Source organism: Collimonas arenae (assembly GCF_001584165.1).
Classification (GTDB): Bacteria; Pseudomonadota; Gammaproteobacteria; order Burkholderiales; family Burkholderiaceae_D; genus Collimonas; species Collimonas arenae.
In genome coordinates, this window is the sequence record NZ_CP013233.1 from 435,049 (window position 1) to 455,631 (window position 20,583).

The following is a 20,583-nucleotide window of genomic DNA, read 5'->3' on the forward strand; positions in this document are numbered from 1 at the left end:
CTAGTTAGTGATATCGGCATTCTCATCACTACCTCCGGGTTGCCCGTCTTTGCCATACGATATGACGTCGTAATCACCTCTTGTGCCGGGGAGCGGTAGACATAAGAGTTCCCCCAAGGGTCTAGAGGGATTTCTTTTTTTAGATATGGACCGTTCCATTTGATCGCTGCCGCAGGCTTGATCAGCAGTGCAGCCAAACCTTCTTCGTTGGTCGGGTAGTGGCCTACATCGAGTCGATACGTGTCGAGGGCTTTTTCGAATGCTCCTATTTGTGCCTTGGCGATGGTCACTTCGGATTTGCCGAGCTGCGCAAAATACTTGGGGCCGACGTAGGCCGCCAATAGTCCAATAATGACAATAACGACCAATAGTTCGAGCAACGTGAATCCGGCGGCCCGCGATTGGAAACTGATTGGCCTCAAAGGATTGGGGAGACGGGACTGTGTCGATGAATTCACGAGGCTGTTTCTCATTCTAAATGGCTGATCCTGAGATCAAATTTGCGTTCTTATTTGATTGTTGATTTGTTGTTTATTGGAAATATTGTGTAAAGATAACACAATCAGAAGTCGTTGTATGCTGTGCATTGCTAGCTGTGTATTGGCTTATGCATCACTAATGCCAACGTGCGTATTGGCATAAAATTCTTGATAGTCCGGCTATTTTTGGACAGATAAATTTTCTTCGATGTTTGCAAAACGCGATGCGGGTGGGCTGGTTAACGATTTCAGGAATTCGACCAAATCGGCTTTTTCAAGCGGGGTAAGAATCAACGGGTGGCCATTTTCTGCGCTGCGGTAATAGATTTCCAGCTCGACTGCTTCTTCCAATGTTTCGACACTGCCGTCATGCATATAGGGGGCAGTTAATGCCACATTGCGCAAGCTTGGCGTACGGAATTTCCCAATATCGGCAGGGTTCAATGTGACAGCGAATCTCCCGAGCTCAGCAATATCTTCATCGCTCAGTACTGTCTGGTCTAGATTGGAGCCCTGCGTCCTAGCATCAATCAAGCGCTTGGTGATGCTGGGCACACGTTGCTCTATACGCTGCCAACCGACGCTCAAGCTATGAAATTGGTTGTCAGAAAACAAGGCTTGATGCTTATCAATCGTATGGCACGTGGCGCACTGTGCCGAGTTTTGAAATAAGACTAGTCCCCGCTCCGCGCTGGCTGACAGAGCCTTTTTTTCTCCCGCAAAGAAATAGCGATCAAAGGGAGAATTTCCTGCTAATAATGTTTGTTCGAAACTAGCGAGCGCTTTACCCACATGTTCGATCTGGATAGCACCAGGAATAATTTGAAATGCGTCTTGAAATGCCTTCTCGTAATGGACATCGCTTCGCAACAACTCCAGCAAGATCGTGTGATCCTTTAATCCGTGCTCCCTCGCGTTCACAAACGGGTCCAGTGCCTGCGACTCTAATGACGCACGTCGCCCATCCCAAAACTGTGATGTATTAAATGCAGCGTTAAGCAGCGTCGGCGTGTTGCGTGTACCGGTGCGATCACCTATGCCTTTGGCTAAGGCTCTCCCATCGGTAAAAGCCAACCCCGGTTGATGACAACTTGCGCAGCTAATTGTCCCGTCGCCACTCAAGCGTTTATCGAAGAAAAGTTTCTGACCAAGTGCTACTCGGGCTGCAGAAGTGGGATTTGTGATGTTGCCCACAAGGGCCGGCAGCCCTAAATGGACATCGTCTAGCGGCCCGGCCAGCAAAGTTGTGCCTATCCCCAGCGTAGTGACCAAAGTGAGCCAGTGCCGATGGAATTTTCTTTGTTTTGATATTGATTTTGTATGCATCAAGTCGCCGTCATGTTTATTTAAACGCCACTAATAAATGTTGTTTGAAAACGTTGTCATAATGAATTTGTTTCTTTTTTGCATTTTATGTTGTCAAAGTTAGAATGGCTATGTAGTATTCGTCAACGCAAATAGTTTCCTCAAAACAATTATATCGAATTTTATTTGCTAATTATTAATAAAAATACAAGCGATACTTTTGAAATGTAAGGGGATGGATTCATGTTGCATCGATTCGGTACAGGGAGGTGCGTGCGCTAAGCGCCGCACGGCATTGCTTGGCGAAGTGCTTCAACGTGGCTGCAATCTGGTGTCGACCGGGGCTTTCGAGCTCTCCCGTCGCGTACCGGAGAATTAGGGAGCTTTGCGCGAGGCCTGACGCTACTTTGAGTTCCGTTTATCGGATCATGTATCGCGGGTTGCAAGGTATCTGTTTAACCCTCGTGTTCACTATGCCGGTGCATGCAGCCCAGTATGTCTACGATGAATTAGGGCGCCTGGTTCAGGTGGTGTCATCTGATGGCACTGGCGCGCAGTACGTCTATGATGCAGTAGGCAATATAACGACCATTAAAAAAAATGCCGCCGCAGCGATTACGATTGCAGAATTTGCGCCGAGCGTCGGTCCAGTCGCAACGACGGTGACTATATATGGCAGCGGATTCTTGGCTGTGCCAGCTAACAATACAGTCACGTTTAACGGCGCACCAGCGACGATAACAGCAGCGTCTCCCACAAGTCTGACTGTTACCGTGCCTCTTGGCGCCACTACAGGAAAAATTGCCGTTTCCAATGTGAATGGCAGTGCCACAAGCGCAGTGGACTTTACGGTCGGGGCCATGCAGGCGCCGACTATCACGAATTTCTCCCCAACAATCGGCGCGGTGGGTACCGCCGTCACGATTACTGGCACTAATTTTCAAACTACAAAAGAAGATAATAAAATCACCTTTGGTAACACGGCTGCGTTGACAGCATCGGCGACAGCAAACAGTCTGGCGACGATAGTTTCGAATCCGGGAGGTTCCGGCAAGATAGGCGTTACCACTCCTTACGGTAAGGCAACAAGCAATGGTGATTTCTATGCATTGCCTACAGGAGTGAATTCTGCTGATATCCAATACACTGGCCGACTTCTCGTTGATGGTGCTATACAGACCGTCACCATCAATACGGCGGGCAAGAAAGCTTTGTTGCTGTTTGATGGTCTGCCACAGCAATATCTATCGTTAGTTTCGTCCGCCGGCACGTTCGTCTATGGCGCCCAAATGATGGTCTACACGCCAGATGGTAAGGCGTTAAAGTCACTCTACGTCGGGAATGATGGCTCAATCACATTAGATGCGCTACCGAAAATTGGCACATATTCGATACTTTTGAGTACCGAATCTAATGATAAGGGGAAGGTGAACCTGCAACTAAAAACGGCCGCTAATGGCGCCTTGATCATTGATGGTGAACCATTCAAGGTGGTTTTAAGCAGCGGTCAAAATGGTCGATATACATTCAATGGTTCGATGGGGCAATCCCTTGGCTTGGGATACACCGGTGTTAAAACGAACCCACTTGGAAAACCAATTTATTACACTTTATATCAGCCGGACGGGACTCAATTTTTTAGCGACTATTGGTCGAACGATAGCAGCAATAAATTGCCTGTCTTGCCGGTGAGTGGGTCGTATACCTTGGGAGTATCTACTCAAAGCAGTGCTAGTGCGAATGTTGCGTTGACCTTGTCATCGCAGATTATCGGCGTCTTGGTTGCCGATGCGGCACCCATAACATTCAAAACAACCCGAGTGGGCCAGAGTGGGCGTTATACCTTCAGTGGTGTGGCAGGACAACAGTATTGGATGGATTTTTCCAATGGAACCATGTACCCAACTGCGATTAATGTCTATGCGCCAGATGGCACAAATCTAGCGTCCAACAGTGTTGGCAGCTCAACTACATTTGATATTCCTGCTTTGCCGGTGACAGGAACGTATAGCGTGGTACTCAGTCCGTCAGGGGCGACAACAGGCCAGGTCGATTTGCAGTTGAAGAGTGTTCCGGCGAACAAAGCTGGTGTGATTGCAGTCGACGGCGCTCCGCTTCAGGTCGATCTGATCGTTCATCAAAAAGGAGTAGTCACATTCAATGGTACTGCAGGCCAGGCACTGGGGCTTGGATATACCGGGGTCAGCACGAATCCAATCGGGCAATCCATTGCTTATATGGTCTACAAACCGGATGGCAGCTTATTATTTAGCGATAATTGGTCTAGCAATAATAAAAATACCTTGCCCATATTGCCGGTGACAGGGGCGTACACAATCACGATTCAAGCAAATAGCAATGCTTCAGCTAGTGTTACGCTGACTTTGTCATCGGAGCTCACGGGGACCTTGGTCGCAGATGCAACCCCCGTCACATTCAAAACCGTACGGGTGGGACAAAACGGTCGTTATACTTTCAGCGGCATGGCGGGGCAACGGTATTGGATGGTCTTTTCCAGTGGAACCTTGCCCTCTGCAGGGATCAACGTATATGCGCCAGACGGGACATACCTGACGTCAAATAGTGTTAGTGGCTCAACTACATTTGATATCCCAACGTTACCCGTAACGGGAACGTACAGCGTGGCAATCAGCCCATCAGGGGCGACAATAGGCCAGGTCGATTTAGAGTTGAAGAGTGTTCCGGCGGACAAAACTGGCGTCATCGCAATCGACGGTGTCCCGCTTCAGGTTGATTTGGCGACACACCAGAAAAGTGTCATTACATTTAGTGGTAATGCAGGTCAAGTATTGGGGCTTGGATATTCTGGGGTCAGCACGAATCCATCCGGGCAATCCATCACCTATACGGTTTATAAGCCGGATGGCAGCCAATTATTTAGCGATTATTGGTCGAACGATAATAGTAACAACCTGCCCATATTGCCGGTAACCGGGACGTACACAATTAATATCCAATTGAGCGGACTAGCCTCTGCTAGCGTGACTCTGACCTTGTCGGCGCAGATCTCCGGTACCTTGGTTGCCGATGCCGCCGCCGTTACATTCAAAACGACCCGAGTAGGCCAGGGCGGGCGCTATACCTTCAGTGGCGTGGCCGGACAACAGTATTGGATGGTCTTTTCCAATGGAACCATGTCCTCTGCCGGGATCAACGTATATGCACCGGATGGTACAAACCTGACCTCAAACACTGTTTATGACTCAGCCACATTCGATATTCCAGTCCTGCCGATGACGGGGACATATAGCGTCGTAATCAACCCGTCATCGGCGGCAACAGGTCAGGTTGATATGCAGTTGAAGAGCGTTCCCGCAGACAAAGCTGGTGTCATTACAGTCGACGGCGCACCACTCCAGGTGGAGTTGGCCATTCATCAAAAAGGAGTGGTTACATTTAATGGCACTGTAGGTCAGACATTGCAACTCAAGTATACCGGGGTAAGTACGAATCCAATCGGACGATCCATTACCTATACGGTTTATAAGCCAGATGGCAGCCAATTATTTAGTGATTATTGGTCAAACGATAATAGCAATAATTTGCCAGCGTTACCGGTAACAGGGGTCTACACAATCAATGTGCAACCAAGCGCTAATGCCGCAGCGAGCGTGGGGTTGACCTTGTCGTCGAACTTAGCGAGTCCTTAAGTCGCCAGCGTCGTATCCATCTTAATCGGCGCGATGCCAACACCCCAAAAATTCAGTGACAGCAGGACTGTTGGAGCGCGTTGGCTTACGACTTTGTACCAAGATTGGAGTTAAGTGTCTTGATTGAAATTCGCATCTTGGTGCTACTGATGACGGATGCGAATGCTCCGCTAATTTGCTCGTAAGCAAAGTGGCCTCGCAGCATAAATTCGAAGTCGAAGTCAATCTCAGTAGTATCAAGTTTTGTGGAAAACAATAAATCAGATCGCATAGGGAGCGGTACCGTGTTTAAGAAAATCACAGAAAAAATGTCCGCCACAGAAAAATGGCCTGTCTTCGAATGATCCAATGTTCCCAATGGATTTCGATTTTGCTGGCAACGCTTATGTTTAGCTCAGCCACATTCGCGCAATCAGGCAGCGAACCTACACGCGGTGCGATACCCGAAGTGTTGGCAAAAATATTTTCTCCTCTACCGGAGGTGCAATCCGGTCAAAGTGCCACTCAACTGCCGGATGGCAGATGGTTATTGTTAGGCGGAGGTACTCCAAGTCCTAATGGCAGGGCGGCATCAAATGTGCCGGCCTATATCATCGACTTAAAAACCAAGCAAACTACTACGTTGCCAGTCAACCTCAAGCAAGCGCGTAGTGGGCAAAGCGCGACCTTGTTACCTGACGGTTCTGTACTTATCCTGGGTGGGCTAGACGTCGGCGGCAATATCGTTACCGTGGCCGAACAATTTGATCCGGTCAGCGGCAGCTTCAAATCTTTGGGAGATCTGAGTTTGATTGCGCGCAGTGGGCATACTGTCACAGTACTGTCCAACGGTAGCCTACTGATTGCCGGCGGTGTTGATGCTCGTGGTCAAGCAATTTCGGAGGCAGAGTTATTTAATCCGTTCACCCACCAGGCAGAGCATTTCAACGCCAAGCTAGATACCGCGCGCTACAATCACCTCGCAGCTTTGCTGCCAAGCGCAAACGTTCTGTTATGGGGCGGAAATGGCGCTACTCAACAGGCGCTCGGCAGCGGAGAGTTGTTCGACCCGCTCAGTCAGCGTTTCAGCATGGTTACTACGGCCGTGGCTTCTGTAATTGCTGCTGGCCTTAGCGGTAGTGGCCTGCCCAGCGTCAAAGACAGTCAGCCAGCTGCCGAAGAGCAATCCGTTCCCATCAATCAGGCGTTGGTGGTGCGTTTCAATCAGCGTATGACGGTCGCGAGTCTTAACAATACGAGCGTGACTTTAATTGGCCCGCAAGGAGCGGTACCCGTAAAACCTGTAGCGGTAGAGCAAGGCTTGCTGTTGTTCATAACGCCGCTGCAAGATTTGCTTCCGGCCAGTCGCTACACACTCTTCATCAAGAATGCTGTCGATGATGCCGATAGAGTCTTGCCATTCTTTTCAATTGGATTCACTACAGCACAATTGGATGGAAAAAAACCCAACTCGCGCGCGGTTATTGCAAGCGGCGGTAATGGCATTGCAATTGCCTCCCCTTCATTGGGAAATGCAAGCACTGGTGCGCCACAACCGTTAAGCACCCCACCTGCGCCATCGAATTTGAAAGATTCCGGCCAGTTTGGCAAGTTGGAACGGCAAGCAATTGCCGCAGCCGAGAATATTCAGCAGACGGAAGCATGGCAACCAGATGCGCAGCATTTCCGGGGGACTGGCGCGCCAAGCGGGGCAACAGCCCATTGCAGGCGTTACCTCCACTGCAAGCGCCAGTGGGAGAAACTGCGCTGGCGGGACAAGTCTTGACTCTAAATGGTCGCGCATTGGCAAGCGTCACGATAAGCATCGGTAGTCAATCCACAGAGACCGACAACACCGGACGTTTTCTGCTGCGGCACTTGAATCCAGGTACCCAAGTACTTGCAATTGATGGGCAGAGCGCCCAACGTAGGGATGCCCAATATGGTTTCTATCAAGCCCGAGTCAGTGTCGAGAGTAATAAGACCAATGTGTTGAGTTACACAATATGGAGTCCCAAGCTCGACTCCGCAGGCAATGTCACTTTGCCGTCACCAACAACGCAAGAAACAACCGTCACATCAGCACGGATACCCGGATTGGAACTACGTATTCCGGCTGGTACAGTGATTCGCGATCGTAATGGAAAAATTGTCACGCAACTTAACATGACAGCGATTCCCACGGATCGTCCCCCGTTTCCAATTCCCGGCGTGGGCGTACCGGTCTACTTCACGATTCAACCAGGTGGCGCGACTCTGACCAGCACCGCCGACCGAGCCCAGCAAGGTGCACAACTGATCTACCCCAACTTTAGCGGGGCAGCGCCAGGTGCGCGTATCGATTTCTGGAATTACGACGCGCGTGTTAAAGGATGGTATGTCTACGGGCAGGGAACAGTCACTCCTGACGGTAAGCAAGTGATGCCGGACAAGGGCGTGGCGATTTATGAGTTTACTGGAGCGATGATTTCGTTACCCAGCAATGCACCCGCGGAGGGGCCGCCTCCTGGGGGATGTGGCAAAGCTAGCAAAGCGGGTGATCCGGTGGATTGTTTCACTGGGCTGTTCCAGCATGAGGTGACTGATCTTTTTATTGACGATGTCTTTCCGCTGGAAATACAGCGCAGCTATCGACAACGTGATCCAGCCTCACGTGCGTTTGGTATCGGCACCAATTTGTCATACGACCTCTTCCTTATTGGCGATACCAGTCCTTGGACTTACCAGGAATTGGTTCTGCCTGATGGGGGGCGAGTGCATTACGTACGTATTTCACCCGGTACCACCTACACTGACGCGGTGTACCAACACACGACAACACCAACCAAATATTTTGGCTCGACGATCACTTGGCGCGGTGGAGATTGTTATTGGGAATTGAAAATGAAGGACGGCTCCAAGATTTGCTTTCCGGAGTCCATGGCGTCAAGCAATGCTCGCGCTGCTGCCGCGGTTTCAATCAGTGATCGTGCCGGTAACACGCTCGCATTTTCGCGTGATGGCCTTGGAAATTTAACGAAAATTATTTCGCCAAGCAGCCGTTATGTTCAGATCTCCTACGACGCTAAAAATCGCATTACTTCGGCGACCGATAATATCGGGCGTACTGTAAGTTATGAATACGATGCGACGGGGCATCTCGTTAAAGCGACCGATCCGGCGGGAAAATCCGAAATGTATACCTACGACGTCAACCACAACATGCTGACGGTACAAGATAAGCGCGGCAATGTGATGGTGACCAACACTTACGATGCCAACAATAGAGTCGCCACCCAAACTTACGCGGACAACACGACGAATAAGTTTGCTTATACTCTGGATACGAATAATAAAGTCACGCAAACCGATGTCACAGACGAGCGGAACATCGTTGCACGTACCGTGTTCAATGCTAATGGCTACCCGATTTCCTTCACCAGAGCACTGGGTTTGCCGGAACAACAGACTGTCACTGTCGCGCGTGATCCAGTTACGAATCTTGTGCAATCCAACATTGATGCGCTTGGTCGAAAAAGTACATATACCTACGACAGCAATGGCAATCGATTAACAACAACGTTATTGGCTGGTACTGCCAATGCGGTTACTTCATCATTGGCTTATACCCCCGACTTTAATCGAGTCGCGACTGTTACGGATTTCCTCCAGCATACAACCGTGCTCAACTACGATACGCAAGGTAATCTCAGCCAGATCAAGGACCCGAATAACAACAGCGTCAAATATAGCTACAACGGTGTGGGGCAAATTACGCAGATCACGAATCCCCTCGGCAAAAATACCACTCTTGGCTATGACGGCTATGATCTTGCGCAAGTTACAGACCCGTTGGCGCGCACCTCCAGTGTGTTGACCGATGGTTTGGGGCGCCCTCAGAGCAGTACCGACCCGTTGGGAAACCGGACCCGGTATGACATTAATGCGCTTGATCAGACTACGGCGATTACTGATCCTCTGAATCGTGCAACAGGCATGTTGTACGATGAGAACGGCAATGGCACACAAGTTACCGACGCTAAAGGTAATCAGCATCAGTTTAATTTTGATAAACGCAATGCGATTTTCAGCGTTATCAATCCCTTGAACAAGGCTGAATCCTATGTGTACGACAACAAGCACAATCTGATTCAAAAGACCGACCGCAATAATCAAGTCACGCAATATGGCTACGACGGCCTGGATCGCCTTCATAAGATTACCTATGCGGATAACAGCACTGTCGTCATCAATTATGATCAAGGGAATCGCGTAATCCAGCTGGTAGATTCGCTCAATGGAACCATTAGTCGGACCTACGATGATTTGGATAGGATGACAAGCATCACTACGGCCAAGGGTACGGTGTCGTATACGTACTATGCCAATGGATTGCGTAAAACGATGGCGGTTGGTGGACAGCCGATATTGAGCTATACCTATGACAATGGCGATCGCCTAATTAGGATTGATCAGGCGGCAGGTCCAGCCAACAATAACGTAGCTCAAAGCATTCGCTTTAACTATGACGCTGCAAATCGCAGGACGCAAACGGTGTTGGCGAACGGTATTACGGTCAACTACAGCTACGATGACGCCAGCCAACTAATCGCGATCACCTATCAGAAGCCGGATAACTCTGTGATCGGTGACCTTAGCTATAGTTACGATGCGGCTGGCCGACGTATTGCGACAGGAGGTAGTTTTGCAAGAACAACGCTGCCGGATGACATGCCAGGTGCCAGTTTTGATGCGACGAATCGTTTAACTGCATTAGGTCCACAAAGCCTCAGTTACGACGCCAACGGCAATCTCATTAGCGACGGTAACCAAAGCTACATTTGGAACGCCAGAAATCAATTGGTGCAAATTAAAAGCAATGCGGGAACTGTCATCGCCAATTTTAGTTACGACGCATTAGGACGGCGCCAAACGAAGAGCATCGGTGGTATCGACACAGGGTATGTCTACGACGGTATCAACGTGGTACAGGAGCTCAATGCTACGAATGTAGATAACAGCCTTCCGGTCAACGTCAGGGCCAGTTACATCAGCGGCGGTGTTGACGAAGTTTTTGCGCAATTGATGGGTAGCGGCGCTAGTGCCAGCATCAACAGCTACCTGAGCGATGTGCAGGGTTCGACGCTACGGCTCGCAGATGCTACGGGCAACAAGGTGGTTGATTATACGTATGACCCGTATGGCAATACCACGGCTGACGCCATCGTAAATAATCCGTTCCAGTACACGGGGCGGGAGAATGACAATAATGGACTTTACTATTACCGGGCAAGATACTATTCACCAGCGGTTGGACGCTTTATTTCTAGCGATCCGATTGGGCTTGCTGGAGGCATTAATACTTACACCTATGTCGGTGGAAATCCGGTTGATTTCAGTGATCCGCTTGGATTGGCGCGGGAAACGATTTGCAATGGAACTGACTGTTACCATTCACCCTATGAGCCGTCGCCAAATGGTCCAACGCCAGGTCCCAACAAACTACCAAAGGCATCAGAAGGCGGCCCATCATTGTTGGATCGAATTTTAGGGCGAGATAAAAAACCTAGGCAATATAGCTGCTCAGATGTAACGGGAAGCTTGGGCGCATGTTATTCCTGCTGTGCTTCGCGCAGTCCAGGACAGTATTTGCAGGAACAGGGGACTTTGTGCCAGCAGCACTGCAACGAAGCTGCTGGAATATCTCAGAATGAATCAAATCCGAATAGTTGTTCTACACAATAAAGATATGACCATGAAAAATTGATGCTCGTTAGTTTGTTAGGCGTATTTCTCGTCTTCGCATGTGGCCTGTCTTTCTGGTTTGGAAAAAATATGGCGGAAAGAGAAAAAAATATCCTCGTTGAAGGTTTGTCATTGAATGAGCTTGGAAATACATTGTTGGTACTTCGCTATTTTGATAAAAATCAACCGAGCGAAGCGCAGCATCTTCTGCAAGCAGAGACTAATGGTCAACTGAATTGGTTGATAGCCCTTGAACAGGCTAATAGCGATCCAGAGTTTCATAAACAACGCTGCAAAGTATTAAATACGCTTAAACAGTACCGTGAAAAGCATCAGCTATTCAAAACAAATGATTGGAAGGATTTGCTGAGCCTACCGGAAGCAAAAGAGGACGAAGAAAAAAGGATCCAGTATTTAGCCGGCCTCGCATGCGGGAGCGATGTCTTCTTCAAAATTCAATCGGAATAGCCAGCATATACAGCTACGCCAATGGAAATCCAGTTGGCTACCGCGATCCGAGTGGATTAGATGCGGCTGGTGCAGCGATTGGCGCTGGTATTGGTGGCTATGTCGGTGGATGGGCCGGAGGGGCAGTGGGCGGCGCCATAGGAGCGGCAGGTGGGACGTTTATAGCCCCTGGAGTTGAAACCGTTGGAGGCGGAAGTGTTGGTGCCACGGCTGGCTACGGAGTCGGTGCGGGTATTGGTGCAGTAATAGGAGGCTTTGTAGGCGATTATGTCGGTAGCTGGATAACGGAGCAAGTAAAAACCCCCAATACCGGCGAACCTGATTCTTGGCATACCAACCCCGGGAGTGGGCAGGAGCGTAAATACGGTCCGAATGGAGAGCGTCAGTATGATCTTGATTGGGACCATGACCATGGCATAGGCTCACCGCACGGACATAATTGGGGGAGCGACGGAAAGAGAGAGGATAATGGGGTGCCGGTGTCTGCTTGGCCTCAGGGCAGAAAACCTAAAAAAGATGCTTGCCCATAATTTTTAGAGAGATTTGAATATGAGCACTCAAGTTGCATTGGTGTTGGATGAAAAAAATAGTGAGGCTGTTAAGTCTTTGGTAAACAAGATGCCCGTTTGGATTATCAAAACAAAGGACAACGATGCGCTCACCAAAGAGTTGCGAGATGACTTTGGATTGGGGGTCTCGATTACCACCTTTCCAGCCGAAGAAAATGAGTCAAAAACACAGGCTGCTGAACGAATCATTTACTCATTAAACGATCATCACGATGAACATGCGTGTGATGATCCTTATGACACATTGTTAGTATCTGGAATTGCTCTGCAAGACTCGAACTTAGATGCGTATAGAGATCTCGGTTTCTCCCAGTTTGAAGAAACTGACTTTGGCTTTATTGCGCGAAAGGCGTAAAACAAGCGCAAATTTTTGTGTGAGCTGGCTTTTTGGGGACCAGTAATTTAATTCTTTAAACAGAAAACGCAGACCTTGAAAAGGCTGCGTTTTTGTTAATTCGCCAATCAAATCGCAGGACGCAAACGGTGTTGGCGAACGGTATTACGGTCAACTACAGCTACGATGACGCCAGCCAACTAATCGCGATCACCTATCAGAAGCCGGATAACTCTGTGATCGGTGACCTTAGCTATAGTTACGATGCGGCTGGCCGACGTATTGCGACAGGAGGTAGTTTTGCAAGAACAACGCTGCCGGATGACATGCCAGGTGCCAGTTTTGATGCGACGAATCGTTTAACTGCATTAGGTCCACAAAGCCTCAGTTACGACGCCAACGGCAATCTCATTAGCGACGGTAACCAAAGCTACATTTGGAACGCCAGAAATCAATTGGTGCAAATTAAAAGCAATGCGGGAACTGTCATCGCCAATTTTAGTTACGACGCATTAGGACGGCGCCAAACGAAGAGCATCGGTGGTATCGACACAGGGTATGTCTACGACGGTATCAACGTGGTACAGGAACTCAATGCCGCGAATGTAGATAACAGTCTTCCGGTCAACGTCAGGGCCAGTTACATCAGTGGCGGTGTTGACGAAGTTTTTGCGCAATTGATGGGTAGCGGCGCTAGTGCCAGCATCAACAGCTACCTGAGCGATGTGCAGGGTTCGACGCTACGGCTCGCAGATGCTACGGGCAACAAGGTGGTTGATTATACGTATGACCCGTATGGCAATACCACGGCTGACGCCATCGTAAATAATCCGTTCCAGTACACGGGGCGGGAGAATGACAATAATGGGCTTTACTATTACCGGGCAAGATACTATTCACCAGCGGTTGGGCGCTTTATTTCTAGCGATCCGATTGGGCTTGCTGGAGGCATTAATACCTACAGTTACGTTGAGGGAAATCCAGTTTCGTTTGCCGATCCATTGGGATTATGGAGATGGCCGGACTACGTGATGGTTGGTATACCAACTGTGTTTCCCGGTGTCGGAGTATCGCTTACGGTTGATCGGTACGGAAATGTTTATCCCGGCATTGCATTTGGTGCTAGTCTGCCCGGCGTAAGTGGTCGTGCTTGGGGCGTGGGCTGGACAGGCGATTCATGTAAGCCTTCAGAGCAGAAGTTAAAAGATTTTGTCGGAGGATGGTCGGGGAATGCTGGGGTAGGTGTTGGAGTCACGTGGTCTTCACCTTCGGATCCAGGCAATGGGGCGAGTGATAGGCTTGGATACAATATTCAAACCCCAGGTGTTAGTTATGGATATAACCAAGCGTTGAGTGGAGCAAAACTCCCAATTCATTGGTGATGGCAAGGGAAAGGAATATATGTTCGACGAGCTGACGGCATTATTTAGTTTTCTCCTCATAGTGGGGTTACTCTTTGGCGGAGGTAGCTGGTTATATTCATGGATGACGGGTTGGTCTCAACTTACGAAATTGTATGCAATGAAAGCTTCTGTGCAGATGGTAAGTGAGGGCTCTTTCAGATGGGTCGCTTGCGATTCTCGTTGGACATCTCTTAGCGTTTCTCTTGAAATATATCCTCAAGGGCTTTGGCTCAAACCTGGATTTCCGCTGAATTTTTTTATGTCAGCACTCCTGATTCCGTGGGAAAAAATAGAAGTGACTGAGGTGGGGGGGATTGAACCAAAGAGCAATGCTCCAAATAACAGGCATTACCTGGCCAATTGTTGTTAGAGGAGATGCCGGCTTGCGAATAGCCGAATTTTTAGATGCAACTCGTAAAAACAAAAAATCTAAATCGGCTATGCAAGCACCACTATTTCATATGGTTCTACTGCGACCAGCGCAAAAAAGGCAAGAAGTAGTTCGATGTAGCGGCGCTAGTGCCAGCATCAACAGCTAGTGGGCGGCGCCACAGGAGCGGCAGGTGGGACGTTGATAGCCCCTGGAGTTGAAACCGTTGGAGGCGGAAGTGTTGGTGCCACGGCTGGCTATGGAGTCGGTGTGGGTATGCGTCCTTATTGGGAGACTGCGACAAGTTTCTAGTCCGCAGACTCGGGGCTTTTTTAAATTTCGCTGTCAGGAATTCGGCGATGCGCTGCTGGGTGGCTTCGAGATAGGGAATGTTGTAATGATCGGAGCCAGGGATGGTTTCGTCCTGCGGCGTGGTCGTCAATTTGGCCACCAGCAGGTCGGTGTGCGAGGCTGGCACCACGTCGTCGGTGGCGGCGCGAATGATGAACGCTGGCGCCGACAGCGAGGGCGCATGCTTGACTGAATCGAAGCGATGCTTGAGAACAAAGCCTGGGATTGACGGAAAACGGCGCTTGGCGAGCGCCAGCACCGAGTCGTAAGGGGTAATCAACACTACCGCTGCGACTGGCCTGCTAACTGCGATCTGTACTGCGACGCCCGAGCCAAGACTGCGACCGACCACGGCAATTTGCCCGGCAAGGATATGGCGATGCTCGGCAAACCAATCGAACAGCATTTGTGCGTCTTCTATCATTTTCTGCTCGCCTGGCACTCCCTCCGAGTCGCCATAGCCGCGATAGTTGATGGCGAGCACCGTCATGTTGGGGAACATGCGCCACGCATCGCGCGCGACCCACGAAACTTCCTCCGAACGGCCACCGAAATACACTACGGCTGGATGGGGACCGGGTACACGCGGCGTGAGCAACCATCCTGAAAGCCGAGTGCCATCGATGCTGCGCAACGCGATCAGCCGGGAGCGGTGCCCGATGCTGTGCGGATGCTCGACTTCTCTGCTTCTAACCGGCTTGAAAATCAGCTTGCGCTGGCTAACCGCGACTGCGGTAGTGAAAATCAGCCACCCGAGGGCGACGATACCGCCCATGCCGGTGACTTTCTTGTATTTGATGTATTTCATGAGCCAATGTGGCCGCGCGGGGCACGAATCGATGCGGTCCTCCCTTCCTCCATTGTAATCCTTGAAATTGTTGTCGTGGCAGTCATTTGCGATGGCAGCACGGATGCCTGCTAAAGTAACGTTATTGCCAGGATTTTGCGGCCAATCAGGTCGCTGGCATTGCGGTTCGTATCATCAGATAAACAAGGAGATAAGCATGGCAAATACAAGAGAAGTCGTCATCGTCGGCGCTGCCCGCACGGCTATTGGAAGTTATGGCGGAGCATTGAAAGACTTTGCGCCGGGTGAACTGGGGGCGATTGCAGTCAAGGAGGCATTTGCGCGTGCTGGTGTTGATCCGCTCCAGGCCGGCCAGATCATATTCGGCAATGTCATCCACACCGAGGCGCGCGATATGTACGTATCGCGCGTAGTCGGCCTGAACGCCGGCATGGGCAAGGAATCCACCGCATTGACGCTGAACCGACTGTGCGGGTCCGGCTTGCAGGCCATCATCACGGCGGCTAACGCAATCCAGCTGGGCGAGACTGACGTTGCGGTGGGCGGTGGCGTCGAAAGCATGAGCCGTTCGATGTATGCAACCCAGGCGGCGCGCTGGGGCGCACGCATGGGCGACATCAAGATGGTCGACATGATGGTGGGCGCCTTGTCGGATCCGTTTGGCGCTGGCCACATGGGCATCACCGCAGAAAACGTGGCGGAGAAATATGGCATCTCGCGTGAAGAGCAGGACGCATTCGCGCTGGAAAGCCAGCGGCGTGCGACTGCCGCCATTGCTGCCGGTCACTTCAAGTCGCAGATCGTGCCGGTCGAAATCAAGACGCGTAAAGGCGTTACGCTGTTCGATACGGATGAATATCCAAAGGCCGATGCCACCATGGAATCGCTGGCCAAGCTCAAGCCGGCATTCAAGAAAGAAGGCGGCACGGTCACTGCCGGCAATGCTTCAGGCATCAATGACGGTGCAGCTGCATGCGTCTTGATGGCAGCCGATGCTGCGGCTCAAGCCGGCCTGAAGCCGCTGGCGCGTGTGGTGTCCTATGGCGTGGCGGGAGTGGATCCAACGATCATGGGAACCGGCCCGATTCCGGCGGTTCAGCTGGCGTTGAAGCGCGCCGGTCTTCACCTCAGCGACATGGAGGTAATTGAATCGAACGAAGCCTTCGCTGCGCAATCATTGGGCGTGTGCAAAGGGCTGGGTCTTGATCCGGCGCTGACCAATGTCAACGGCGGCGCCATCGCGCTTGGCCATCCATTGGGCGCAAGCGGCGCCATCATCGCGGTCAAATGCCTGTATGAATTGATCCGCACCAACAAGCGCTATGGCTTGATCACGATGTGCATCGGTGGCGGTCAGGGCATTGCGCTGATTATCGAGCGCATCTGAATCGAAGTAATTGCTGTGGAACTGGAAAGGCTGATCAGCCTTTCCAGGTGCGCTGCAGGCCGGTGTCGGTATGAATCCAGCCGCCGCGGTTTCCGGGCCGATAATAGAAGCCGACGCCGCCCTGGCGGAAGCTGCGTATCAGGCCGCCGAGTACGTCGGCATCCAGTTGCGCGAGGCGGATGTCGGCGGCGCGGCCTTCCAGGTGCAATGATTTGCGCGCTGCCGGCACGCCGGTTTCAATCAAGTGCTGATTGGTCGACGGGGTACGGTACCCTGACAGGATTTCCAGGGGCTGGACAATACCATAGCGTGCAATGAATGCCTGTGTACCCCATAGGGTTTCGAGCAGCTTGGGATCGATAGGCACTGTTTTTTTGCCCTGCACATCGCGTAGCAGATGGCATAGCTGCTGGTAGGCCGACTCCTGAATTTCCCCATCTTTCCAGTACAGCAGCTTGGCGCTTTCGCCGCTGGCCGGGCGCGTCACTTCCAGTACGCGCGGCTTGAGCCAGAATTCCAGGTCCACCAATTGCGCGTCAAAGATATCCGGCGGCGGTTCCATCAGCCCCGGTGCGTCTGGCGAGGCGGCAACTGCAGCGTCTTTGGCGTAAGCCTTCGATGACGTCAATGCCAGCTCAGTGGAAAAGAGCCCGGAGGCGGTCAGGAACAAGCTCTTTTGCAGGAATTTTCGGCGCGAAGACATGGCATTCCAAATGTGGTGAGATGGGCAATTTTATCGCACCCGCCCAGGTTTGAGTAGCCGCTTTGGGTAGAGCAGGGGTTGGCATCAACGCGCGAGCAATTCGTGCGTTCGGAGCACGCCTGACGGAGATGGATGAAATGCGTTCTAATACAATTCCAGATCATTTTCCTTGCGGATCGAGCCAACAATGAAGACTTTACTTTTGCCATCGGGAAGAGCGATCCCTGTGTTGGGTCAGGGCACCTGGAACATGGGTGAAGACCCGGCGCAAAAGAAGCGCGAGATTGACGCGCTGCGGCTGGGCATGGATCTCGGCATGCATCTTATCGATACGGCGGAGATGTACGCAGAAGGCGGGGCCGAGGAAATCGTGGGGGAGGCGATCCGCGGCCGTCGTGCCGAAACTTTCCTGGTCAGCAAGGTGTACCCGCACAACGCCGATCGGCGCGGTGTGCAGGCTGCCTGCGAGCGCAGTTTGCGGCGGCTCGGTACAGACTATATCGATCTCTATCTGCTGCATTGGCGCGGCTCTGTTCCGCTTGCCGAAACGTTGGAGGCGTTCGAGGCGCTCAAGAAGGCGGGGAAAATCCGCGATTTCGGTGTCAGCAATTTTGACACTGCCGATATGCGGGAGGCGAGCGCTTTGCCGGGCGGCGATGAGATTGCGGTCAATCAGGTCCTGTACAACTTGGTGCAGCGAGGCATTGAATGGGAGTTGCTACCGTGGTGCCGCGCGCGGTCCATGCCCGTGATGGCTTACTCGCCGTTGGAATCCTCCCCAAGCGAGCAGCGGCAGATGTTGGGCAATCCGCGTTTGCAAGCGATCGCCAAGCGGCATGAGGCGAGCCCGGCGCAGATAGCGCTGACATGGTTGCAGCAGCAGGAAAACGTCATCGTTATTCCGAAGGCTGTCGATGCGCGGCATGTACGGGAGAACCGCGCTTCGTGCGATATCGTTCTGACGGCTGAGGATCTGCGGGAAATCGATCGGGCGTTTGCTCCGCCGGCGCGGAGAAGCGCGCTCGCCATGCGGTGATTTGCCGCGGCAGGCGAGCGCAGTTAGCTTCAACCCCGCTTGGGAATGGTCAGGCCTTTGGTCACCGCGGGACGCGCAACGAATGCCTCGAGCGCACGCGTGACATGCGGGAAATCCTTGATGCCGACCAAGTCGCCTGCTTCGTAGAAGCCGATCAGGTTGCGTACCCACGGGAAGGTGGCGATGTCGGCGATGGTGTAGGTGTCGCCCATGATCCATGTACGTTCCGCCAGCCGCTGGTTGAGTACCGCCAGCAGGCGTTTCGATTCCGCCACGTAGCGGTCGCGCGGACGTTTGTCTTCATAATCCTTGCCGGCAAATTTGTTGAAGAAGCCGAGCTGGCCGAACATCGGACCGATGCCGCCCATCTGGAACATTACCCACTGGATCGTCTCGTAGCGGCCGGCGCCATCTTGCGGAATGAACTTGCCGCTCTTGTCGGCAAGATACAGCAGGATCGCGCCGGATTCGAACAGCGGTAGCGGCTTGCCGTCCGGGCCGTTCGGGTCGATGATGGCCGGGATCTTGTTGTTCGGATTGAGCGAGAGGAATTCCGGTGACATCTGGTCGTTGGTTTCGAAACTGACCAGGTGCGCCTCGTAAGGCAGGCCGGTTTCCTCCAGCATGATTGAGACCTTGACGCCATTCGGCGTTGGCAGCGAGTAAAGCTGGATTTGTTCTGGATGTTGGGCAGGCCACTTCTTGTTGATGGGGAAGGTCGACAGATTGCTCATGAAAAATCCTTTTCGATGTGGTGTTTTGATTCGCCCGGAAAGCCGTTGGCGTCCGGTGCTGCCTCAGTTTTGTTCGGGATTGCCGATCAAGCGGTTACGCGCAGGAGATGAAGCATAACGCGAAATGAAATTCACGGTTGGCGGGCCGCAGGTTGTGTCGATTCTTTTCATTTTAGCCCTGGAAAATTTTGTCACTTGCGCCTCCAGATCACGGCAGTAAGATCGATAACTCCTGCGCTCCGTGCTGCAGCACCGGCAGAAATTCTTCCTTCATCTTGCGGCTGCTGATGCGGGTCGCCTGCGCACTTACGTTCAATGCCGCCAGCACATTGCCCGACGCGCCGCGCACCGGCACCGCGATCGAGCGCAAGCCGATTTCCAGTTCCTCTTCCACCAGGGCAAAGCCACTGCTGCGCACTTCCGCCAGGATTTCCCGCAGGCGCTTGGCCGACACCACCGTACGTTCGGTGTAAGCCTTCAATTTGACCTTGTCCAGATAGGCGTTGAGCGCGTCGTCCTCCATGTGGGCCAGCATCACCCGGCCAAGCGAGGTGCAATAGGCCGGCAGGCGGCTGCCGGTGTTCAGCGACACCGACATGATGCGCGAGGTTGCCGAACGTGCCACATACAGCACTTCGCCGTCTTCCAGCACCGCTAGCGAACAGGATTCGTTCAGGGCGCGGCTGATCTGGTTCAGGTAAGGATGAGTCGACACTGTCAGCGGCGTCGATGACAGATAGGAGTAACCGAGCGTCAACACCTTGGGCTTGAGCGAGAAATTGTTGGCGTCGGCATCGGCATAGCCGAGTTGCTTCAGCGTGTGCAGGCAACGCCTCACCGAAGCGCGCGGGATGCCGGTCTTGTGGCTGATCTGGGCGATGGTCATGCTGCGCCGTTGATCGCTGAATGCGCGGATCACCGCCAGCCCGCGTGCCAGCGAAGTCATGAAGCTGGGATCGGTCATGGCATCGATTTCATCGGCGATGCTGGGAGCTGTGGCGCGGATGGCGGCGTCTGTCGTTGCTTTCATTGCTGGCGTTGTTGCTGCAGCGGGTTTCGCGCGCGCTTTCTTCGCTGACTGCTTGTTTGTGGTTTTTTCCATACTTGTTCCTTGCAAAACACAGAGTGATAGGGTTGGGGCACGCCCGACCCAAAAGCGCCATCACCGTTACGTGCAGGCGATAACCCTCTCGGCTCGTCATTCACGCGAACGCGGGAATGACGAGGTTGCCGAGACGGGATCGCCCGGTCGAGCGCCCTGA

15 protein-coding genes and 1 pseudogene are annotated in these 20,583 nt (G+C 52.1%); 9 read left to right on the forward strand and 7 right to left on the reverse strand.

The genetic code is table 11. The features are described from left to right. Together gspG and CAter10_RS24075 are read right to left on the reverse strand one after the other, a co-directional pair. A pseudogene (gene gspG / locus CAter10_RS02050) lies at positions 1-473 on the reverse strand (type II secretion system major pseudopilin GspG). Positions 474-659: 186 nt separating this feature from the next. Next, complete coding sequence (locus CAter10_RS24075) at positions 660-1,805, reverse strand: cytochrome-c peroxidase (protein ID WP_061536918.1); 1,146 nt, start codon at positions 1,803-1,805, stop codon at positions 660-662. A gap of 452 nt (positions 1,806-2,257) precedes the next feature. On the opposite strand from CAter10_RS24075, the gene CAter10_RS02060 reads away from it, so the two are divergent. The 4 genes from CAter10_RS02060 (at position 2,258) to CAter10_RS02080 (ending at position 11,626) form a co-directional block, all read left to right on the forward strand. Further along, positions 2,258-5,455, forward strand: a complete 3,198-nt coding sequence (locus CAter10_RS02060) for an IPT/TIG domain-containing protein (RefSeq protein WP_164840479.1) — start codon at positions 2,258-2,260, stop codon at positions 5,453-5,455. Between the two features lie 340 nt (positions 5,456-5,795). Next, positions 5,796-7,220 (forward strand): Ig-like domain-containing protein, encoded by a 1,425-nt coding sequence (locus CAter10_RS23325; RefSeq protein WP_164840404.1) that lies wholly within the window; start codon positions 5,796-5,798, stop codon positions 7,218-7,220. A gap of 677 nt (positions 7,221-7,897) precedes the next feature. Next, entirely contained in the window at positions 7,898-11,158 is a 3,261-nt protein-coding gene (locus CAter10_RS02075; RefSeq protein WP_236905562.1) for an RHS repeat-associated core domain-containing protein, read from the forward strand. Positions 11,159-11,248: 90 nt separating this feature from the next. After that, positions 11,249-11,626 carry a hypothetical protein gene (locus tag CAter10_RS02080; protein ID WP_128082966.1) on the forward strand — a complete coding sequence of 126 codons (378 nt, stop codon included), beginning with the start codon at positions 11,249-11,251 and terminating at the stop codon, positions 11,624-11,626. A 56-nt stretch (positions 11,627-11,682) separates the two neighbouring features. Here the strand turns inward: CAter10_RS02080 and CAter10_RS22260 are convergent, their stop codons facing one another. Beyond that, a complete protein-coding gene (locus CAter10_RS22260) occupies positions 11,683-11,919 on the reverse strand; it encodes a hypothetical protein (RefSeq protein WP_128082967.1) in 237 nt (78 codons plus the stop codon). A gap of 256 nt (positions 11,920-12,175) precedes the next feature. Between CAter10_RS22260 and CAter10_RS02085 the strand changes: the two genes are divergently transcribed. From CAter10_RS02085 to CAter10_RS22265, 3 genes are all read left to right on the forward strand, one after another. Beyond that, entirely contained in the window at positions 12,176-12,550 is a 375-nt protein-coding gene (locus CAter10_RS02085) for a hypothetical protein (protein WP_061532094.1), read from the forward strand. Positions 12,551-12,681: 131 nt separating this feature from the next. Then, a complete protein-coding gene (locus CAter10_RS02090) occupies positions 12,682-13,911 on the forward strand; it encodes an RHS repeat-associated core domain-containing protein (protein WP_061532095.1) in 1,230 nt (409 codons plus the stop codon). 19 nt (positions 13,912-13,930) lie between these two features. Continuing rightward, the gene (locus tag CAter10_RS22265) at positions 13,931-14,302 is read left to right on the forward strand and encodes a hypothetical protein (protein ID WP_128082968.1); all 372 of its coding nucleotides are present in this window, start codon (positions 13,931-13,933) and stop codon (positions 14,300-14,302) included. A 97-nt stretch (positions 14,303-14,399) separates the two neighbouring features. Here CAter10_RS22265 and CAter10_RS02095 read toward each other — a convergent pair whose 3' ends face one another. Then, a complete protein-coding gene (locus CAter10_RS02095) occupies positions 14,400-15,461 on the reverse strand; it encodes an alpha/beta hydrolase (RefSeq protein ID WP_236905474.1) in 1,062 nt (353 codons plus the stop codon). A 196-nt stretch (positions 15,462-15,657) separates the two neighbouring features. On the opposite strand from CAter10_RS02095, the gene CAter10_RS02100 reads away from it, so the two are divergent. After that, positions 15,658-16,848, forward strand: coding sequence for an acetyl-CoA C-acyltransferase family protein (locus CAter10_RS02100; RefSeq protein WP_061532096.1), 1,191 nt, complete (start codon positions 15,658-15,660; stop codon positions 16,846-16,848). 34 nt (positions 16,849-16,882) lie between these two features. Here CAter10_RS02100 and CAter10_RS02105 read toward each other — a convergent pair whose 3' ends face one another. After that, positions 16,883-17,551 carry a YcbK family protein gene (locus tag CAter10_RS02105; protein ID WP_061532097.1) on the reverse strand — a complete coding sequence of 223 codons (669 nt, stop codon included), beginning with the start codon at positions 17,549-17,551 and terminating at the stop codon, positions 16,883-16,885. Between the two features lie 187 nt (positions 17,552-17,738). On the opposite strand from CAter10_RS02105, the gene CAter10_RS02110 reads away from it, so the two are divergent. After that, positions 17,739-18,587: an aldo/keto reductase gene (locus tag CAter10_RS02110; RefSeq protein WP_061532098.1), complete on the forward strand. Its 849-nt coding sequence runs from the start codon at positions 17,739-17,741 to the stop codon at positions 18,585-18,587. A gap of 29 nt (positions 18,588-18,616) precedes the next feature. Here CAter10_RS02110 and CAter10_RS02115 read toward each other — a convergent pair whose 3' ends face one another. Further along, positions 18,617-19,321 carry a glutathione S-transferase N-terminal domain-containing protein gene (locus CAter10_RS02115; protein WP_061532099.1) on the reverse strand — a complete coding sequence of 235 codons (705 nt, stop codon included), beginning with the start codon at positions 19,319-19,321 and terminating at the stop codon, positions 18,617-18,619. 208 nt (positions 19,322-19,529) lie between these two features. After that, positions 19,530-20,351, reverse strand: coding sequence for an IclR family transcriptional regulator domain-containing protein (locus CAter10_RS02120; protein ID WP_061535126.1), 822 nt, complete (start codon positions 20,349-20,351; stop codon positions 19,530-19,532). Positions 20,352-20,583 lie beyond the last annotated feature (232 nt).

Coding starts and splice junctions, on each gene's coding strand:
- CAter10_RS22265 (WP_128082968.1), top strand. CDS start 13,931: ATGTTCGACGAGCTGACGGCATTATTTAGTTTTCTCCTCATAGTGGGG.
- CAter10_RS02105 (WP_061532097.1), bottom strand. CDS start 17,551: ATGTCTTCGCGCCGAAAATTCCTGCAAAAGAGCTTGTTCCTGACCGCC.
- CAter10_RS02120 (WP_061535126.1), bottom strand. CDS start 20,351: ATGAAAGCAACGACAGACGCCGCCATCCGCGCCACAGCTCCCAGCATC.
- CAter10_RS23325 (WP_164840404.1), top strand. CDS start 5,796: ATGATCCAATGTTCCCAATGGATTTCGATTTTGCTGGCAACGCTTATG.
- CAter10_RS24075 (WP_061536918.1), bottom strand. CDS start 1,805: ATGCATACAAAATCAATATCAAAACAAAGAAAATTCCATCGGCACTGG.
- CAter10_RS02110 (WP_061532098.1), top strand. CDS start 17,739: ATGAAGACTTTACTTTTGCCATCGGGAAGAGCGATCCCTGTGTTGGGT.
- CAter10_RS02060 (WP_164840479.1), top strand. CDS start 2,258: ATGCCGGTGCATGCAGCCCAGTATGTCTACGATGAATTAGGGCGCCTG.
- CAter10_RS02075 (WP_236905562.1), top strand. CDS start 7,898: ATGATTTCGTTACCCAGCAATGCACCCGCGGAGGGGCCGCCTCCTGGG.
- CAter10_RS02095 (WP_236905474.1), bottom strand. CDS start 15,461: ATGAAATACATCAAATACAAGAAAGTCACCGGCATGGGCGGTATCGTC.
- CAter10_RS02080 (WP_128082966.1), top strand. CDS start 11,249: ATGGCGGAAAGAGAAAAAAATATCCTCGTTGAAGGTTTGTCATTGAAT.
- CAter10_RS02100 (WP_061532096.1), top strand. CDS start 15,658: ATGGCAAATACAAGAGAAGTCGTCATCGTCGGCGCTGCCCGCACGGCT.
- CAter10_RS02115 (WP_061532099.1), bottom strand. CDS start 19,321: ATGAGCAATCTGTCGACCTTCCCCATCAACAAGAAGTGGCCTGCCCAA.
- CAter10_RS02085 (WP_061532094.1), top strand. CDS start 12,176: ATGAGCACTCAAGTTGCATTGGTGTTGGATGAAAAAAATAGTGAGGCT.